The sequence below is a fragment of the Streptomyces cyanogenus genome, from assembly GCF_017526105.1.
Taxonomy (GTDB): domain Bacteria; phylum Actinomycetota; class Actinomycetes; order Streptomycetales; family Streptomycetaceae; genus Streptomyces; species Streptomyces cyanogenus.
In genome coordinates this window covers 6736481-6754416 of sequence record NZ_CP071839.1, presented here as the reverse complement: position 1 = coordinate 6754416, position 17936 = coordinate 6736481, and the positions used below count along the sequence as shown (strand labels likewise).

20 protein-coding genes and 1 pseudogene are annotated in these 17936 nt (G+C 74.2%); 13 read left to right on the top strand and 8 right to left on the bottom strand.

Features of this window, described 5'->3' with window-relative positions; translation table 11 throughout:
* Positions 1-15 precede the first annotated feature (15 nt).
* Positions 16-363 carry a hypothetical protein gene (locus S1361_RS39440; protein ID WP_243769354.1) on the bottom strand — a complete coding sequence of 116 codons (348 nt, stop codon included), beginning with the start codon at positions 361-363 and terminating at the stop codon, positions 16-18.
* Here S1361_RS39440 and S1361_RS40390 point away from each other — a divergent pair.
* Positions 319-852 (top strand): annotated as a pseudogene (locus S1361_RS40390) (CHAT domain-containing protein); the annotation flags it as partial. The gene S1361_RS39440 and the pseudogene S1361_RS40390 sit on opposite strands and share 45 nt — an antisense overlap.
* Before the next feature lie 22 nt (positions 853-874).
* Positions 875-1513 carry a CHAT domain-containing protein gene (locus S1361_RS30330; protein ID WP_208035074.1) on the top strand — a complete coding sequence of 213 codons (639 nt, stop codon included), beginning with the start codon at positions 875-877 and terminating at the stop codon, positions 1511-1513.
* Between the two features lie 87 nt (positions 1514-1600).
* On the opposite strand, the gene msrB is transcribed toward S1361_RS30330, so the two are convergent.
* The 4 genes from msrB to S1361_RS30310 all read right to left on the bottom strand — a co-directional run bounded on the left by msrB (position 1601) and on the right by S1361_RS30310 (position 5072).
* Positions 1601-2008, bottom strand: coding sequence for a peptide-methionine (R)-S-oxide reductase MsrB (msrB, locus tag S1361_RS30325; RefSeq protein WP_208035073.1), 408 nt, complete (start codon positions 2006-2008; stop codon positions 1601-1603).
* A gap of 15 nt (positions 2009-2023) precedes the next feature.
* Positions 2024-3415, bottom strand: coding sequence for a UDP-N-acetylmuramate--L-alanine ligase (gene murC / locus S1361_RS30320; RefSeq protein ID WP_208035072.1), 1392 nt, complete (start codon positions 3413-3415; stop codon positions 2024-2026).
* A 213-nt stretch (positions 3416-3628) separates the two neighbouring features.
* The gene (locus S1361_RS30315) at positions 3629-4102 is read right to left on the bottom strand and encodes an indole-3-glycerol phosphate synthase (protein WP_208035071.1); all 474 of its coding nucleotides are present in this window, start codon (positions 4100-4102) and stop codon (positions 3629-3631) included.
* Positions 4103-4232: 130 nt separating this feature from the next.
* Positions 4233-5072, bottom strand: coding sequence for a pyrimidine reductase family protein (locus S1361_RS30310; RefSeq protein ID WP_208035070.1), 840 nt, complete (start codon positions 5070-5072; stop codon positions 4233-4235).
* 37 nt (positions 5073-5109) lie between these two features.
* Here S1361_RS30310 and zapE point away from each other — a divergent pair, with 37 nt between their 5' ends.
* From zapE to S1361_RS30265, 9 genes are all read left to right on the top strand, one after another.
* Positions 5110-6213, top strand: a complete 1104-nt coding sequence (zapE, locus tag S1361_RS30305; protein ID WP_208035069.1) for a cell division protein ZapE — start codon at positions 5110-5112, stop codon at positions 6211-6213.
* Between the two features lie 205 nt (positions 6214-6418).
* On the top strand, positions 6419-6814 hold the full coding sequence (locus S1361_RS30300; RefSeq protein ID WP_208035068.1) for a hypothetical protein: 396 nt from the start codon (positions 6419-6421) through the stop codon (positions 6812-6814).
* An 80-nt stretch (positions 6815-6894) separates the two neighbouring features.
* The gene (locus tag S1361_RS30295; protein ID WP_208035067.1) at positions 6895-7473 is read left to right on the top strand and encodes a carbonic anhydrase; all 579 of its coding nucleotides are present in this window, start codon (positions 6895-6897) and stop codon (positions 7471-7473) included.
* An 8-nt stretch (positions 7474-7481) separates the two neighbouring features.
* Positions 7482-8960, top strand: coding sequence for a SulP family inorganic anion transporter (locus S1361_RS30290; protein ID WP_208035066.1), 1479 nt, complete (start codon positions 7482-7484; stop codon positions 8958-8960).
* 104 nt (positions 8961-9064) lie between these two features.
* On the top strand, positions 9065-9892 hold the full coding sequence (locus tag S1361_RS30285) for a slipin family protein (protein ID WP_208035065.1): 828 nt from the start codon (positions 9065-9067) through the stop codon (positions 9890-9892).
* Between the two features lie 92 nt (positions 9893-9984).
* Entirely contained in the window at positions 9985-10854 is an 870-nt protein-coding gene (locus S1361_RS30280) for a PPK2 family polyphosphate kinase (RefSeq protein ID WP_208035064.1), read from the top strand.
* Between the two features lie 51 nt (positions 10855-10905).
* Positions 10906-12429, top strand: a complete 1524-nt coding sequence (locus S1361_RS30275) for an FAD-dependent oxidoreductase (RefSeq protein WP_208035063.1) — start codon at positions 10906-10908, stop codon at positions 12427-12429.
* A gap of 97 nt (positions 12430-12526) precedes the next feature.
* Positions 12527-13351, top strand: a complete 825-nt coding sequence (locus S1361_RS30270) for a polysaccharide deacetylase family protein (protein ID WP_208035062.1) — start codon at positions 12527-12529, stop codon at positions 13349-13351.
* Positions 13352-13368: 17 nt separating this feature from the next.
* Entirely contained in the window at positions 13369-13551 is a 183-nt protein-coding gene (locus S1361_RS30265) for a hypothetical protein (RefSeq protein WP_208035061.1), read from the top strand.
* On the opposite strand, the gene S1361_RS30260 is transcribed toward S1361_RS30265, so the two are convergent.
* From S1361_RS30260 to S1361_RS30250, 3 genes are all read right to left on the bottom strand, one after another.
* Positions 13543-14214: an ABC transporter gene (locus tag S1361_RS30260; RefSeq protein WP_208035060.1), complete on the bottom strand. Its 672-nt coding sequence runs from the start codon at positions 14212-14214 to the stop codon at positions 13543-13545. The genes S1361_RS30265 and S1361_RS30260 overlap by 9 nt on opposite strands.
* On the bottom strand, positions 14211-15089 hold the full coding sequence (locus tag S1361_RS30255) for an ATP-binding cassette domain-containing protein (protein WP_208035059.1): 879 nt from the start codon (positions 15087-15089) through the stop codon (positions 14211-14213). The genes S1361_RS30260 and S1361_RS30255 overlap by 4 nt, the downstream gene beginning before the upstream one ends.
* A 74-nt stretch (positions 15090-15163) precedes the next feature.
* A complete protein-coding gene (locus tag S1361_RS30250; RefSeq protein ID WP_208035058.1) occupies positions 15164-15604 on the bottom strand; it encodes a DUF6086 family protein in 441 nt (146 codons plus the stop codon).
* Positions 15605-15736: 132 nt separating this feature from the next.
* Between S1361_RS30250 and S1361_RS30245 the strand changes: the two genes are divergently transcribed.
* Both S1361_RS30245 and S1361_RS30240 read left to right on the top strand, forming a co-directional pair.
* Entirely contained in the window at positions 15737-16456 is a 720-nt protein-coding gene (locus S1361_RS30245; protein WP_208035057.1) for an aminoacyl-tRNA hydrolase, read from the top strand.
* A 122-nt stretch (positions 16457-16578) separates the two neighbouring features.
* Positions 16579-17895 (top strand): MbnB/TglH/ChrH family RiPP precursor modification enzyme, encoded by a 1317-nt coding sequence (locus tag S1361_RS30240; RefSeq protein ID WP_208035056.1) that lies wholly within the window; start codon positions 16579-16581, stop codon positions 17893-17895.
* Positions 17896-17936 lie beyond the last annotated feature (41 nt).

Sequence of the window (17936 nt, the reverse complement as noted above, 5' to 3'; positions counted from 1 at the left end):
GGGTCTGCCGTTCCGCTACGCCCACGCCGCGCGGGGTGCGCGGCACGGCGAGGTCGTCCCGGGCGGGGCACCGACGTGCCGGCGTACGGAGGGCGGCAGACGCGGGATCGCCGCACCCTGCACGCCCGGCTGCGGTCCGCCCTGGACCGGCTGCGCGCGCTGCGCCGGAGCGCGGAGCCCGGCCGCTGGCCCGGCCCGGAGGAGATCACCGAGCAGCGCGCCGCCACCGAGCACGCGGCGCGGCTCATCACGGAATTCCAGCGACGGCCGGACTTCCAGCGGTTCCTGACCCCGTTGCCGCTCGGTCTGGACGATCTCGTGCCGGCCGCCGCCGAGGGCCCGGTGGTGAGCGTCAACGTCCATCCGCGACGCTGCGACGCGCTGGTGCTGCGGCCGGACGGAGTGCGCCCGGTGCCGCTGCCCGAACTGGACGCGGCCGGCCTCGCCGCGCAGGCCGTCGGCGCGCTCGCGGCCGGTCCGCGCGATCCGCTGTTCGGGACGGCGCGGGAGATCTTCACCGGCACGCTGGCCAGGTTGTGGGACGTCCTGGCCGAACCGGTCCTGGACGCACTGGGGTTCACCGGTCCGCCGGCTCCGGGCGCGCCCTGGCCCCGCCTGTGGTGGTCGCCGTCCGGCGTGCTCAACTCCTTCCCGCTGCACGCCGCCGGGCGCCACGGCCCGGGCGTGCCCGCGGGGGCGGCCGTCCTGGACCGGGTGGCCTCCTCCTACACGCCGACGCTGCGGGCCCTGCTGTACAGCCGGGCCCGCCGGCGTGCGGCGCCGGGCCGGCGGGTGCTCGCTGTGGCCATGCCGCAGACACCGGGGCAGGCGCCGCCGGCCCGGACGGTGGCCGAGGCCGGGGCGGCCGGTGCTCATGGGGCTCGTCACGGACATCGGCCGCAAACTGGCCAAGCGCCGGGCGGCGGCGCTGGTGCTGCCGGGGCTGGTGTTCACCGCGCTCGCGGCCACCGGACTGTCCCTGGGCCAGCGGCACTGGGCGGACCTGGAGCTGCTGCGGCACCTGCTGGTCGGGCCGGACGCCACCCGGGCGGCGGTGTGCGGAGCGCTGCCGGGCGCCGCGGTGGTGCACTTCGCCTGCCATGCCGGCAGCGATCCCGAGGACACCGCGGCGAGCCGGCTGCTGCTCGTCGACGGCGACCTGCGTGTCGGGGAGATCGCCGAGCTGCATCCGGAGTCGGCGGAGCCGGCGTATCCGTCGGCGTGCGGGGCGGCCCGTGCGAGTGCCTCGCCCGCCTTCGTGGACGAGGTCATCCACCTGGCCTCGGTCTTCCAGGTGGCGGGCTACACCCAGTCGGTGGCCACGCTCTGGGAGGTCGGGGACGCCTTCGCCGCCGAGGCCGCCGCCGCCTTCCACCGCGCGCCGGCCCCGGCGCTGCCGGACCCCGCCCCGCTGCCCGCGGTCCTCGCCCTGCACCACACGGTCCGGGCGCTGCGCGCGGCCGGCCCGGACCACCCGTGGACCTGGGCCGCCCTGGTGCACGCCGGCGCCTGACGCGTCGCGCCGGGCGCCGGTGGGTGGCCGACGCGTGCCCGCCGAGTCCGGTGCCCAGCGGCGGCCCGGCAGTCATCCGGGTGCGGCTCAGCTCTCCTCGGGGACCAGCCGCAGGGAGATCGAGTTGATGCAGTACCGCTGGTCGGTGGGGGTCGGGTAGCCCTCGCCCGCGAAGACGTGCCCGAGGTGGGAGCCGCAGCGGGCGCACCGCACCTCGGTGCGGACCATGCCGTGGGAACGGTCCTCGACCAGTTCCACGGCGTCGGTGTCCTTCGGGTCGTAGAAGGACGGCCAGCCGCAGTGCGACTCGAACTTGGTGTCGGAGGTGAACAGGTCGGCGCCACAGGCCCGGCAGGAGTACACGCCCCTGGTCCTGGTGTCCGTGTACTCACCGGTGAAGGCCGGCTCGGTGGCGGCCCGGCGCAGCACGGCGTACTCGGCCGGGGTCAGCTCCGCGCGCCACTGCTCGTCCGGCTTCTCGACGTCGTACGACATCAGCTCTCAGCCCCTTTACTGCGACAGGCGGTCCAGGATCAGCGGGCCCAGGTCGGTCACGTCGCCCGCGCCCATGGTGAGAACGAGATCACCGGGCTTCGCCATTCCCGCGATCACCGAGGGGATCTCCGCCTTGTCGTGCACGGCGGTGACGTCGGCGCCGGCCGCGCGGGCGGCCTCGATGATCAGCTCGCTGGTCACACCGGGGATCGGGTCCTCGCGGGCCGGGTAGATGTCGAGCACCACCGAGGCGTCGGCGAGGGTCAGCGCCTGGCCCATCTCCTTGCCCAGTTCCTGGGTGCGGGAGAACAGGTGCGGCTGGAAGACGACGAGGATCCGGGCGTCGCCGGCGGCGGCGCGCATGGCCTCCAGGTCCGCGGTCATCTCGGTGGGGTGGTGGGCGTAGGAGTCGATGACCTGGACGCCGGCCGCCTCGCCCTTGAGCTGGAGGCGCCGCTTGACGCCGGTGTAGGCGGCGAGCGCCGGTGCCAGTTCCGCGGCCGGGACGCCGAGGGCGGCGCCGGCGGCGAGCGCGGCGACGGCGTTGAGGGCGTAGTGCCGGCCGGGCACGGAGACGGTGAAGGTCAGCTCCTGCCCGTCGAGCACCACGGTGACCCGGCTCCTGAGCCCCTGCGGGACGATCGACAGCACGCGGACGTCGGCGTCCTCGGCCTCGCCGTAGGTCACCACCCGCACCGCGCCCCCGGCGACGCGCCGGGTCAGCTCCCGGGCGCCCTCGTGGTCGGCGGAGACGACCAGGGTGCCGCCCTCGGTGACGCGGCCGACGAACGTCTCGAAGGACTCGTAGATCTCGTCCATCGAGGCGTAGTTGGCGTGGTGGTCCAGCTCGACGTTGAGGACGATGGCGACCTCGGGCGTGTACTTGTGGAAGCTGCGGTCCGACTCGTCCGCCTCGGCGACGAAGATGTCGCCCTCGCCGTGCAGCGCGTTGGAGCCGGGCGCGTCCAGGTCGCCGCCGATGGCGTACGACGGCTTCAGCCCCAGCTCGGTCAGCGAGACGGCCAGCATCGAGGTGGTCGTGGTCTTGCCGTGCGTCCCGGCCACGGCGATCGGCCGCAGCCCCTCCATGAGCGCGGCCAGCGCGTCGGAGCGGTGCACGACCGGGACGCCCAGCTCGGCGGCGCGGGCCAGCTCCGGGTTGTCGTCGCGGATCGCCGAGGACACGACGACACAGCTCGCGTCGTCGGCGAGGTGCCCGGCGGCGTGGCCGATGTGCACGGTCGCGCCCAGCGCCCGCAGCGCCTCGGCGGTCGCCGACTCCTTGGCGTCGCTGCCGGCCACCTTCGCCCCACGCTGCGCGAGGATCTTGGCGATGCCCGACATCCCGGCGCCGCCGATGCCGATGAAGTGCGGTCGGTCCATGGCGGTAGGAAGGCCGGGTGCCATGCGTTTCTCCCCAGAGACGGTACGAGCTGGAAGCAGCCCTAGCCTATGCGCTCGAGCACCCGCCACCCTGCAAGGGGCGTGGGGCGGCCGACCCGGGGGCGCGGGGCTGCACCGATGTGCGGCTCCGCCGCGTGGGCGCGACGCGCCACCCTCTTCGCGCCCGCCGTCACACGGCACCCCGAACGGCGCTCACCGCCCGGCCCGGCGGAGCGTCTACGCCTTGCTGTGCGAGAAGAGCTTCAGCACCGGCACCCCCACCTTGTGCCGTGCCCGTGAGGCCCAGTCCCGGTGGAAGAACTCCTCCACATAGTGCGGATCGGTCAGCACGATCACCTCGTCCGCGCCCACCTCCGCGACCAGCGACTTCAGCGCGTCCAGCGGATGGTCCTCGACCAGCCGGCCCTCCGCCGCGCTCCCCGCGGAGCGCAACGCCCGCAGGGACACGTCCAGGGCCTGCTGTCCCACGCTGCGCGCCTCCTGCCCCTCCGGCGTCTCCCGCTCGCGCACCGCTTCGTCGAGTTCGCCGAGCGCGATGTCGTCGATGGCCCGCAGCAGCCGGTCCGCCTGCTCGCCGCGCGGCTGGAGCAGTACGTGGAAGGCGACGGGCTCGTCTCCGTGCAAGGTGGTGACGAACTCCACGTCGGCGGAGGTCAGAGCCTTCTCGATCATCAGAACGCTTGTGAACACCAGGCGGCCTCTTCTCCTTGGAGGGCCCGGCAGGGCCCCTGCGGAAACCATCCTTCCCCGTGATCGCACGGGTAGCGCCGGACCGGGTCCACCCGCCGCAAACTAACCGGAACGGCATATTCCGCTACCTTCAGGACCGACGGTAACGACCGAACAGGAATCCGTCCTCCTCCAGCAGGGACGCGAGGGTGAACCGGTGCGGCACCGCGACCGACGGCCCCCCGGCGATGCGCTGGGCGCTGCCCGCGGTGAGCGTCGGCGAGAGGGTCAGGCACAGCTCGTCCAGCACCTCCGCGGCGATCAGCTGGCCGAGCAGCCGGGGGCCGCCCTCGGTGAGCAGCCGCGTGTGGCCGAGGCCGGCCAGGGCCTGGACCGCGCGGGCCGGCTCCACGCCCATGCCCTCGCCGGCGATCAGCACCTGCGCGCCGGCCCGCTCGGCGGCGGCGATCCGGTCGGGGGCGGCCGCGGCCCCGGTCAGGATCATCGTCGGCACCAGCGGCGAGGTGAACAGCGGCAGCGTGAAGTCCAGCTCCAGGCTCGCGGTGACGACGGCGATCGCCGGGACCGGGCCCTGCCCGGCGGCCTTGCGCGCCCCGGCGAACTCCGTCCGCACACGGGCGGGCCGGTACCCCTCCTGCCGCACCGTCTCCGCGCCCACCACCACGACGTCCGCGAGCGCCCGCAGGGTGCCGAAGATCCGCATGTCGGTGGCGCTGGAGATGGGCTGGGAACGGCCCTCGTGCTGGGCGGCGCCGTCGAGGGAGGAGACCATGTTGGCCCGCAGCCACGGCCGCGGGGCACCCTGCGCCGGCTCCGGATAGGCGTAGGCGGCGGCCAGCTCGGCGAGGCTCCACTCCCGGTTCTCCGCGTGGGCGGGAGCGGCCTGGGCGGCGGCGGCTCCCTCCGCTTCCGGGCCCCCGGCCGAGGCCGGAGCTGCTGTCTCTTCGGTCACAGGGAACAGGCGTCGCATGCCGTGCAGTGTGACACGGCGCTTAGCATGAGTAACTGTGTCGTCCTCCTCCACCACCCCCGGATCCAGCCCGCTGCCGGACGCCGGCCCCCTGTCCCTGTGCGCCCGCGAGCCGCACGTCCCCGCGGACCGGCTGGTCGCCGAGATGGTGCCGCCTCCGCGTTTCGACTCGGTCCGCTTCGCCACGTACATCCCGGACCCGGACCAGCCCAGCCAGACCGAGGCCGTCCGGGTGCTGGAGGGCTTCGCGGCCGGGCTCGGCGGGACCCAGGCCGCCGGCAACGGCAAACGCGGCCTCTTCGGTTTCGGCCGGGCCAAGGCGCCCAAGGCCCCCGCGGGCCCGCGCGGGGTGTACCTGGACGGCGGCTACGGCGTCGGCAAGACCCACCTGCTCGCCTCCCTGTGGCACGCCGCCCCGGCCGAGCCGTCCCGCAAGGCCTTCGGCACCTTCGTGGAGCTGACCAACCTGGTCGGCGCGCTCGGCTTCCAGCAGACGGTGCGGACGCTGTCCGGGCACAGCCTGCTGTGCATCGACGAGTTCGAGCTGGACGACCCGGGCGACACGGTGCTCGTGTCGACGCTGCTCGGCAAGCTGGTCGAGGCGGGCGTGGCGCTCGCCGCCACCTCCAACACACTGCCCGGCAAGCTGGGCGAGGGCCGCTTCGCCGCCGCCGACTTCCTGCGCGAGATCCAGGGCCTGTCGGCCCACTTCCGCACGCTGCGCATCGACGGCGAGGACTACCGCCACCGCGGCCTGCCCGAGGCACCGGCGCCCTTCTCCGACGAGGAGGTCATGAAGACGGCCTTCGCCACCGAGGGCGCCTCGCTGGACGACTTCCCGCACCTGCTGGAGCACCTGGCGAGGGTGCACCCGAGCCGGTACGGCGCGCTGACCGACGGGCTGCGGGCGGTGTGCCTGACCGGTGTCCGGCCGGTGCCGGACCAGTCGACGGCGCTGCGGCTGGTGGTCCTCGCGGACCGGCTCTACGACCGCGAGGTCCCGGTGCTGGCCTCGGGCCTGCCGTTCGACAAGCTGTTCAGCGAGGAGATGCTGAACGGCGGCTACCGCAAGAAGTACTTCCGCGCGATATCCCGGCTCACCGCGCTGGCCCGCGACGCGAAGGGTCTGCTCGGCGCCTAGCCGTCACCCGGGCGTCCAATAGTCGATCAAAACACGCGGGTCAAGGGCTGGTTCACGCCACGCCACCCGCACTTTTCACGCTGTCTTGGGCGCGTAACGTTCGGTTAACCCTGCAAAGGCCTCCGCCGGGTTAACGTGTTTCTTGACCATCCATTGACCAACCCTTGGTCTGGACAAGAAACGTGAATGCGGTGGAGGGGGGCTCATGTTCCGAGGTACAGCCGTCCGGAGCCTGCTCACCCTCCTCGGCGCCGCACTGCTGGCGTTCCAACTCTTCACTCCCACGGGAACCTTCGCACCCGCGCATACGTTCCGTCAGGCCTTGACCAAGGCCCAGACCGGAATCACTACCTCCGCGCTCCCGGTGCGCGAGGGCACGGACAAGGTCCGCGCCCCCAGCTGCCCGGGCGACCCCCTGGGAGCCCCGCACGTCCGCGACCGGCAGCGCTGCCCGGCGTCCTGCTGCTGCCAGGAACGCGGCCCCATATCCGGCCGGACGGCCGGAGCGGACCCGTCGGCACCCTCCGAGGTCCGGCACCGCCCCACTCCCAGAGCCTCCAGAGCCCACACCCCGGCAGCGCTCCAGGTCTTCCGCTGCTGAGAGCCGGCTGCTCTCTCTCCCCCCCAACCGTTGTTCAAGTCCGACGCGCCAGGCAGGCGCGCCAGGAGGAACTCATACCCATGCAGCCCCTCATCGACAACGCCCGTACCTTCGGACAGCGCCCTGAGGAGTTCGCCAAGCTCGCCGAAGGCCAGTCCCCGCAGGTGCTGTTCATCACCTGCTCCGATTCCCGGGTCGTCCCGGCCCTGATCACGGGCGCCCGCCCCGGCGAGCTGTTCGAGCTGCGCACCGCGGGCAACATCGTCCCGCCCTACGTCTCCGAGCACCCCACCAGCGAGGCGGCCACCATCGAGTACGCCGTGGAGGTGCTCGGCGTCCGCGACATCGTGGTCTGCGGCCACTCGCACTGCGGCGCCGTCGGCGCACTGGTGCGCGGGGACGACCTGACCGCCGTACCGGCCGTGCGGGACTGGCTGGCCTCCGCCACCCCGCGCCCGGCCGGTGCGGCCGAGGACCCGGAGGTCGCCGAGGGCGTGCAGTCCCATGTCCTGACCCAGCTGCTGCGGCTGCGCTCGTACCCGTGCGTGGAGCGGAAGCTGGCGGAGGGTCAGCTCGACCTGCACGCCTGGTACTACGAGGTGCACACCGGCGCCGTACGGACGCACCGCCCGCAGACCGACACCTTCGAGTCCCTGTGAGCGCGCCGATGACCGACAACCGCACACTCATATCCCGTTTCCCCCACCTCAAAGAGGACTTCGCCGCCTCCCTGGTGGTCTTCCTGGTCGCGCTGCCGCTGTGCGTGGGCGTGGCCGTCGCCTCCGGGGTGCCGGCCGAACTCGGCCTGGTCACCGGCATCGTGGGCGGCATCGTCACCGGGCTGATGCGCGGCAGCAGCCTGCAGGTTTCCGGTCCGGCGGCCGGCATGACCGTGCTCGTCTTCGAGGCGGTCAAGGAGTTCGGCCTGCCGGTGCTCGGCGTGATCGTGCTCGCCGCCGGAGTGCTCCAGGTCACCATGGGCCTGTTCCGGCTGGGCCGTTACTTCCGCGCCATCTCCGTCTCCGTCGTGGAGGGCATGCTGGCCGGTATCGGCCTGGTCATCATCGCCGGGCAGCTGTACCCGGCGCTGGCGGCCAAGGCGCCCGACTCCGGCCTGGACAAGATCCTCCAGCTGCCCGGCGCGTTCCTCGACGCCCCCGGCGACACCGACGCCCTGGCCTCCCTCGCGGTGGCCGGGGGCACGATCGCGGTGCTGCTGCTGTGGAAGCGCACCCCGGCGAAGGTGCGCGCGGTACCCGGCCCGCTCGCCGCGGTGGGACTCGCCACGCTGGCCGCGTTCGCGCTGGACCTGCCGGTGGCCACCGTGGAGGTGCGGGGCCTGCTCGGCTCGGTCCAGCCGCCGCCGCTGAGCGCCTTCGGCGAGCTGGCCGGCGTCGGGCTGCTGGGCACGATCGTCGCGTTCACCCTGATCGCCTCCGCCGAGTCGCTGTTCAGCGCGGCGGCCGTGGACCGGCTGCACTCCGGTCCGCGCACCCAGTACAACCGGGAGCTCGTCGCCCAGGGCGCCGGCAACATGGTGTGCGGGGTGCTCGGCGCGCTGCCGATGACCGCGGTGATCGTGCGCAGCGCGGCCAACGTCCAGGCGGGCGCCCGTACGAAGGCCTCCCGGGTGCTGCACGGCGTCTGGCTGCTGCTGTTCGCGGCGCTGCTGCCCGGCGTGCTGGCCTACATCCCGATCCCGGCCCTCGCGGGCATCCTGATCCACGCGGGTGCCAAGCTGGTGCCGCTCCGGGCGCTGTCCGTGCTGTGGCGCGAGCACCGCGGGGAGGCGCTGGTGCTGGCCGCCACGGCCGTCTCCATCGTGGCGGTCAGCATGTTCGAGGGCGTGCTCATCGGCCTCGCGCTGGCGGTGGTCAAGACCGCCTGGGAGGCCTCGCACGTCAAGCTGGAGGTCGTGGACAAGGGCGCCGGCCCGGTGGAGGCACACCTGTCCGGGAACGCCACCTTCCTGCGGCTGCCGAAGATCCTGGACAGCCTGGAGTCGCTGCCCCAGGACCGCCCGGTCCGGCTCGACCTGTCGGGGCTGCACCACCTGGACCACGCCTGCCGTACCGCCCTGGACAACTGGGCCGCACGGCACAGCGCGGTCGGCACGGAGCCGGTCAAGCTGGTCACAGCGGCCTGAGTGCCCGCCCGTGGGGCCGGGACGCGGAGAACTCTCGGCATCCCGGCCCCACGGGCCTATCGTGGCAACAGCAGACAAAGCGGCCTCTGGGTGAGGAGGTCACCATGGTCGAGGACCTTGTGGTGGCCGTGGCGGCGGCGGGCTCCGCCGGTCTTGTGTACCTGGCGGCGGCGGCCCGGGTGGTCAAGCAGTACGAACGCGGTGTGCTGTTCCGCCTCGGCCGGGTCGCCGGTGAGGTGCGGTCGCCCGGCCTGAACCTGATCGTTCCCTTCGTGGACCGGCTGCAGAAGGTCAACATGCAGATCGTGACCCTGCCGATCCCGGCCCAGGAGGGCATCACCCGGGACAACGTCACCGTCCGGGTGGACGCGGTGGTCTACTTCCGGGTGGTCGACGCGACGAGCGCCCTGCTGAAGGTCGAGGACTACAAGTTCGCGGTCTCGCAGATGGCGCAGACCTCGCTGCGGTCCATCATCGGCAAGAGCGATCTGGACGACCTGCTGTCCAATCGCGAGAAGCTGAACCAGGGCCTGGAACTGATGATCGACAGCCCGGCGGTGGGCTGGGGCATCCAGGTCGACCGGGTCGAGATCAAGGACGTGTCCCTGCCGGACACCATGAAGCGGTCGATGGCCCGCCAGGCCGAGGCGGACCGCGAGCGCCGGGCCCGGATCATCAACGCGGACGCCGAGCTCCAGGCCTCCAAGAAGCTCGCCGAGGCCGCCCAGCAGATGGCCGACACACCGGCCGCGCTCCAGCTGCGGCTGCTGCAGACGGTGATGGCGGTGGCGGCCGAGAAGAACTCCACCCTGGTCCTGCCCATCCCGGTGGAGCTGCTGCACTTCCTGGAGCGGGGCGGGCAGCAGCCGGGGCTGCCGGAGCAGGAGCGGGATCCGGCCGCGCACCCCGACGGCGGACCGCACCCCGACTGACGGGCACGCACCGCACCCCGACTGACGGGCACGCACCGCCCCGCGACTGACGGGCACCCGGAGCCACCCCGACCCGGACCGAAGGAGCACCCGTGCCGAAGAAGCCGGCCAGGAAGCACGAGGAGCCGCTTCGGGACCTGCTGCGCCTCCCACCGGGCGAGCGGATCGAGCTGTCCGGGTACGACGCCCGGGCCACCCCCGGAGCCCCGGACGGCAAGCAGGCGGCGCTGACGGACACCGAACGCATGGGCAAGCACCTGGCCCGGCTCCAGGAGCGGCTCTGGGCGGCGGGCACCGCGGGCGACCGCCGCCGGGTGCTGCTCGTGCTGCAGGGCATGGACACCAGCGGCAAGGGCGGCACGGTCAAGCACGTGATCGGCCAGCTCAATCCGTCCGGCTGCCGGATCAGGGCGTTCGCGGCGCCCACCGAGGAGGAGCGGCGGCACGACTTCCTGTGGCGGGTGCGGCAGGCGCTGCCGGAGCCCGGCGAGATCGGCATCTTCGACCGCTCGCACTACGAGGACGTGCTCATCGCCCGCGTCCGGCACCTGGCCCGGCCCGCCGAGATCGGCAGCCGCTACGGCCTGATCAACGACTTCGAACGCACTCTCGCCGAGGACGGCGTCACCCTCGTCAAGTGCTTCCTGCACATCTCCTACGACGAGCAGCGGCGCCGCCTGCTGCGCCGCCTGGACCGACCCGACAAGCACTGGAAGTTCGACCCGGCCGACATCGGCGAACGCGCCCTGTGGCCCGCCTACCAGGAGGCGTACGAGCTGGCCCTGGAGCGCTGCGCGGCCCCGTACGCGCCCTGGTACGTGGTCCCGGCGGACCGCAAGTGGTACCGCAACTGGGCGGTCAGCCGGCTGCTGCTGGAGCAGCTGCGGGAGCTGGACCCGCGGTATCCGGAGGCGGACTTCGACGTGGCGGAGTGCCGCGAGCGGCTGCTGGAGCAGAGCTGAGCCGCCGGCGCCGGCAGACGTGGGCCGGGCCGTCCGGGGTACCCGGCGGGCATGCGCGAACAGCGGAAGGTCACCGATTCGTACTGGCTGCAGACCGCCCCCGGGCCGTCCCATCCCGCCCTGGACGGGGACCTCGTCGTGGACGTGGCCGTCGTCGGCGCGGGCATGGCCGGGCTGAGCACCGCGCACGAGCTGGCCCGGGCCGGGCGGCGGGTGGCGGTGCTGGAGGCCGGGCGGGCCGTGGCCGGGGTCACCGGCTACACCACCGCCAAGCTGACCGCCCAGCACACCCTGGTCTACGACCGGCTACGGCGCACCCGGGGACCCGAGGGGGCGCGGCTGTACGCCCGTTCGCAGACCGAGGCGATCGAGCACGCGGCGGCGCTGGTGGCCGAGCTGGGCGTCGACTGCGAGTGGGAGACCAGGGACGCCTACACCTACGTCCGGGACCGGTCGCGGGTGGACGAGGTGCGCGCGGAGGCGGAGGCCGCCCGGGAGGCGGGGCTGCCGGCCTCGTTCACCACGGAGACCGGGCTGCCGTTCCCGGTGGCGGGAGCGGTCCGGGTGACCGGGCAGGCACAGTTCCACCCGGTCAAGTACCTGCGGGCGCTCACCGCCGATCTGCTCGCGCACGGCGGCCAGGTGTTCGAGCACACCCGGGTCACCGGTCTGACGGAGGGCGAGCCGTGCCGGCTGACGACCGAGGGGGGCGCCACGGTGACCGCCCGGGATGTCGTCGTCGCCACCCACTACCCGGTGTTCGACCGGGCCCTGCTGTTCGCCCGGCTGTCCCCGCGCCGGGAGCTGGTGGTCGCCGGTCCGCTGGGCGACGGACCGGATCCGCACGGGATGTACATCACGCCGGACGAGAACACCCGCTCGGTGCGTACGGCGCCCTATGGCCCGGACGGGCAGCGGCTGCTCGTGGTCACCGGGGAGCACTTCACGCCCGGCACCGGCGATCCGCAGGCCGGCTTCGACCGGCTCGCCGGCTGGGCGGAGGTGCACTTCCCGGGGGTGACCCTGGACCATGCCTGGGCGACCCAGGACAACGAGTCCACCGACACCGTCCCGCTGGTCGGCCCGCTGCACCCGGGTGCCCGGCACGCCTACGTCGTCACCGGCTTCGGCGGCTGGGGCCTGAGCGGCGGGATCATGGGCGGGCTGCTGCTGACCGCGCTGATCACCGGCCGGGACTGCGCGTGGCGGGAGCTGTACGACCCGCGCCGGCTGAAGTCGGTGGTGCGCGAGGCGCCGTCGCTGCTGAAGACGCAGGCCGAGGTGGCCCGGCACTTCGTCGGCGACCGGCTGAAGCCGCCGGCCTCGGTGGCCGACCTGGCCCCGGGCGACGGCGCGGTGGTCCGCTCCGGCTCCGCCCGGCTCGCGGTCCACCGCGACGAGGCGGGCGCCCTGCACGCCGTGTCGGCCCGCTGCACCCACCTGGGCTGCCTGGTCTCCTTCAACCGCGCCGAACGCGCCTGGGAGTGCCCCTGCCACGGCTCGCGCTTCGCCGTCGACGGCACGGTGCTCCAGGGACCGGCCGTCAAACCCCTGGAGCGGCGCGAACTGGAGTGACGGGAGCGCGGGTCGCCGCCGCCGCGCGGGTGACCGTACCGCCGTGTCGCGGGCCGAAATAATCACATAAACAGACATTCAGCTTTATGTTCGCACGGTGATCCCACACGTACGCTCCATCACCGTCGTCTGCGTCCTGGGCGCGGCGCTCACCGCCTGCGGCGCTGCGGGCAGTGGGCGCCCGTCCGCCTCCTCGTCCCCAGCCGGTCCGCCCGTGCTCGCGCCGGGCCCCGGCGGGCTGACCCCGGTCTTCGAGCACGGTCCGCGCACCCGGGGCAAGACGGTCGCGCTCACCTTCGACGCCGACATGACCGCCGACCAGGGGCCCCGCGCGGCCTCCGGCGAGCACTTCGACAACCCCGGTCTGATCGGCGCCCTGCGTGAGCTGAAGGTGCCGGCGACCGTGTTCATGACCGGCCGGTGGGCCGACCAGTACCCGGCCCAGGCCCGCGACCTGGGCCGGGACCCGCAGTTCGAGGTGGCCAACCACTCCTGGAGCCACTACGCCTTCACCGCCGACTGCTACGGCCTGCCGACCGTCGACGCCGACGGGATGCGGGCCGACGTCCAGCGCGCCTACACCTCCCTGCGCAAGGCGGGCGTGCCGAAGGCGATGCCCTACTTCCGCTTCCCCGGCGGCTGTTACGATCAGCGGGCGCTGCGCGCGCTGAGCGGGCTCGGGGTGACCGCCGTGCAGTGGGACGTGGTCAGCGGGGACGCCTTCGCCACGGACGCCGACGCGGTGGTCAGACAGGTGCTCGACGGGGTCAAGCCGGGGTCGGTGGTCGTCATGCACTGCACCCGCAGCGCCGCCCCGACCACCGAGCAGGTCGTGCGCAGGGTCGTACCGGAACTGCGGGAGCGCGGCTACCGGTTCGTGAAGGTCTCGGAACTGATCGGCCAGGCGGGCACGGGCCGCTGACGTCCTACGCTGAAGGCATGAGCGACGAGGACTACTGCACGATCGTCGAGACGGTGAAGCCGGCGAAGGCCGACGGTCCGCCGTACGCGGACTGCGTGCTGTGCCGGGAGCCGACGGAGTACCCCGAGTCGTACAAGGGCATCACGCTGTGCCCGGTCTGCGAGTGGCAGGAGGCCCAGCGCACGGCCTGCTCAGGGTGAGCGGCGCGAGACGAGCCGGCCGGTCGCGGCGAACGCGGCCGCGGTGAGCAGGGCCGCGGCCGCCAACGGCAGCAGCGGCACCGGTGCCCGGCCGGTCTGCGAGCCGGTCACCAGGCCGCTGACCGCCGCCTGCGCCGGGGAACCGGCCGACACCACCGCCAGCAGCGCGCCCAGCAGCATCGCCGACACCGCGCGGCCGGTGGAGCGCAGCACCGGCCGGTTGGTGAGCGCGCCGACGGCCGTACCCAGCAGGGCGCAGGCGAGGACGGCGGGCAGTCCCGCGGCGGCGGCGCGGAGCCGGGGGACGTGGATCCGGTGGCCGTTGCTCGCCGGGTCGCTGACCAGCGTCACCACCACGGTGGCCGCCACCCCGAGCAGTGCGGCGACGAGCAGTGCGGTGAGCAGACAGGCGAGGTGTGCCCGGACGGGGCCGCGGGCAGCGGCGACGCAGGCCCGGGCCGCGGGCGGCTCGCCGGTGACACAGATCCGTACCAGCCAGGCGGCCACCGGGAGCAGACCGGCGGCCGTGTAACCGAGCGAGTCCAGCACCGGCTGGCCGCTCTGCACGCCGACGCCGAGGAACGCGACGTACAGGATCACCGGGGGCAGCCAGCGCTGGGAGCGCAGCAGCAGGTCGGCGTGGTAGCGCAGCAGCGCGGTCATGGGCAGCTTCCGGGGTCGGCGGACGGCGGACTGGCGGGCGGTTCGACGCGCACCACGTGCCAGGGCGGGCGGGCCGTGAGCAGGGCGCGCAGCAGGATGTCGGAGTGGGAGGCCGGCACGGCGAGCCGGTGGCTGCCCGGGGCCGTCTCCTCGGCGGAGACGGCGACCCGCACCGCGTCCGGCGGCAGCTGCCCGCCCGGCGCCCCCTGCACGGTGACGAGCGTGACCGGTCCGGCCGGCCGGGTCCGGTCGCCGGTACGGCGTTCCAGGCCTCCGCCGGTCACCGCGTAGGTCGCGTCCGGCGCCCCGGCGAGCCGGCGCGGGTCGTGGTCCACGAAGACCACGGCACCCCCGGCGGCCGCCCGCTCGGCCACCGCCCGCTCCAGCTCGCCCCGCGCCGCCGTGTCGAGGCCGGTCCAGGCCTCGTCCAGCACCAGCAGTTCCGGGTCGCCCAGCAGGGCCTGGGCCACGGCGACCTTCTGGCTGCTGCCCTTGGACAGCCGCGCCATCGGCGTACCGGCGTGCGCGCCCGCGCCGAACCGCTCCAGCCAGGTGGCCGCGGCGCGTGCGGCGGCCCTTCGGCCGAGGCCGTGGACGGTGCCGAGGTGGGTCAGGTAGCCGGCGGCCGTGAAGGGCAGGGCGGACGGGAACCGCTCCGGCACGTACGCGGTGCGCGGGCGGCCGGTGATCCGGCCCTCGCTGGGCGCGTCGAGCCCCGCGAGCAGCCGCAGCAGAGTGGACTTCCCGGTGCCGTTCGCCCCTTCGATCCGGGTGAGGGTGCCGGGGGCTATGACGAGGTCGACACCCCGCAGCACCCAGGGGCCGCGGATGCCGTAACGGCGGCCCACGGCGGTCAGGCGCAGGTCACTGTCCATGGAGGTCATTGTGTGGGCCGGGGGGGTCGGGTGCAGGGGGCCGTTCCGGTACGGCGGCCGCGGCCGGGCGCCGCTCAACGGGCCATGCCCCGGCCCAGTTCGGCCGCCCTGGCACGCACCGCCGCAGCCCAGGGTCCGCCGTCCTCGGGCGGGGCGGACACCCCGGTGGCCGAGACCTGCACGTCGGACAGGGGGCCGTCCGGGAAGGCTTCGAGCCGGCCCCAGTCGATGTCGATCCCGGCGCGCTCGGCGAGGGCGACGACGGTGCCGACGAAGCCTTCGGAGAGGGCCAGGACGACGGTGTGGCCGGTCCGCCGGTGCCGGGCGAGCAGGGCGTGCACGAAGGCCCCGAAGACAGCCGGATCGATCTGGCACTCATCGTTCCGCATCGGCCCGATGCCGGACGGCAGCTCCAGTTCGGCCTCGAAGACCTCCACCTGCCGCTGGAAGAGCCGCGACGCCCCGTTGGACGGATTCCACAGCGTCTCGTCCCCCATGTCGAAGTACTGGCTCACCGCGCCCCCTCACGTCCGCTCACTCGGTCAAGAGGGCCGAGCGTGCCGGCCGGTTCACCGGCGTCGCCGGAATTTCCCGCGCGCGCCCCGCGCGTTGATCGGTGCGGTCGCGGCTTCGTAGGCTGGGCGCCCGTGAGCCACGTTCCAGCCCCCACCGCCGACAGTCCCTTCCGGTCCGCACGCAGCCCCCGCGACGAGGCACCCCAGTTCGTGCTGCCGCTCGTCGTACGCATCGAGCGCAGCGCACCGCCTGCCCGCACCGACGCGCTGGAGACGGCGGCCCGGGCCGTGCTCGTCCTGCTCGGCGACGACCGGACGCAGGGCGACGGCGAGTGGGCCGAGGCCGTGCGGAACTGGGAGGACGCCCGCATCCGCAAGGTGGTCCGGCGGGCCCGCGGCGCCGAGTGGCGGCGCGCCGGGACACTGCCCGGGATCACGGTGACCGGCAGCTCCGCGGAGGTCCGCGTCTTCCCCCCGATCCCCCTGGACGGCTGGCCCAAGGACCTGGCCAGGCTCCAGGTGTCGGGCACCGAACTCGACGACCCCGAGCCGCCCCTCCCCGCCGACCCGGCCGCCGGGCCGGTGCTCTGGCTCAACCCGGAGCTGGAGATGTCGGCCGGCAAGGCGATGGCCCAGGCCGGCCACGGGGCCCAACTGGCCTGGTGGGCCCTGTCCCCCGCGGAGCGCACCGCGTGGCGCGACGCGGGCCACCCACTCGCCGTCCGCACGGCCGACCCGGCCGACTGGCCCCGGCTCACCGCCGGCGGCCTGCCGGTGGTGCGGGACGCCGGCTTCACGGAGATCGCTCCGGGGTCCTGCACGGTCGTCGCCGATCACCCCGCGCTGCGCTAGGCGGTCGGCCGGAACCTCAAATGTTGCTCTGAACGCGTCAGGGTGGGGGTTCGCGGGCGGCCGACGGGGCCATACCCCCGTCACTCGGCGCAGGAGCGCGGGGCGAGGAGGGGGGAAGCGGCATGCGGCGACTGGGGACCGGGATCGGGTGGCGGCCGGAGATCGCGGACGCTGTGGAGGCGATGCCGGGCATCGACTGGGTGGAGGTCGTGGCGGAGAACGTCTGCCCCGGCCACCTTCCCGAGTCGCTGCTGCGGCTGCGCGAGCGCGGTGTGACGGTGGTCCCGCACGGTGTCTCCCTCGGCCTCGGCGGTGCCGACCACCCCGACGAGGGGCGGCTGACGGCGCTCGCCGAGCGGGCGGAGGCCCTCGGCTCGCCGCTGGTCACCGAGCACATCGCCTTCGTCCGGGCGGGCGGCGCGCTCACCGCCTCCCCGGGTCTGGAGGCCGGCCACCTGCTGCCCGTGCCGCGGACCCGGGACGCCCTGGACGTGCTGTGCGAGAACGTCCGTATCGCCCAGGAGGCGCTGCCGGTGCCGCTGGCGCTGGAGAACATCGCCGCGCTGTTCTCCTGGCCGGACGAGGAGCTGACCGAGGGGCAGTTCCTGTCCGAGCTGGTCGAGCGGACCGGCGTACGGCTGCTGATCGACGTGGCCAACCTGCACACCAACCACGTCAACCGGGGCGAGGACCCGGCCGAGGCGCTGGCCGCGCTGCCCCTGGAGGCGATCGCCTACGTCCATGTCGCGGGCGGCTTCGAGCGCGACGGCGTCTGGCACGACAGCCACGCGCACCCCGTGCCGGGCCCGGTCCTCGACATCCTGACCGGTCTCGCCGCCCGGGTGGCGCCGCCCGGGGTGCTCCTGGAGCGGGACGAGAACTTCCCCGGACCGGGCGAGCTGGAGCGGGAGCTGGACGCCGTCCGGGAGGCGGTGGCGGCCGGGCGCGGGCGCGCGGCGGAGCCTGCGGTGGGGGGTACGGCGGTGAGGGGGGCCGTCGGTGCCGGGGCCAGGGGCGTCGGCGTGCTGGCGCGGCCGGTGGCCGGGGCGCGCGAGCGGGTGGCGGTGGCCCAGACCGCCGTGCTGTCCGCCCTGGTGGCGGGGACACCGGTGCCGGAGGGGTTCGACCGGGTGCGGATGGGGGTGCAGGCGCGGGCGCTCGCGGCCAAGCGGGCGGGGGTGGTGGCCAAGGTGGCGCCCGAGCTGCCGGTGATCCTGGGGGCGGGGTACCGGGAGGCGTTCCTGGAGTACGCGCGGCAGCGGCCGATGCGCGGCGGGTACCGGCAGGACGCGCTGGACTTCGCCGGGCACCTGCTGAAGCTGGGGCGGGCGGGGGACGCGGGGTCCCTCCGGGAGCTGCGCGAGTGGTGGCTGGACCGCTCGGGCCCGGCGCCCCGCAAGCGGGGCTTCGCGGCCCGGGTGCTGCGGCGCCGGGCCTGAGGGAGTGCCCGGGCCGGTGGTCGTCCGCGCCGACGGGGTGC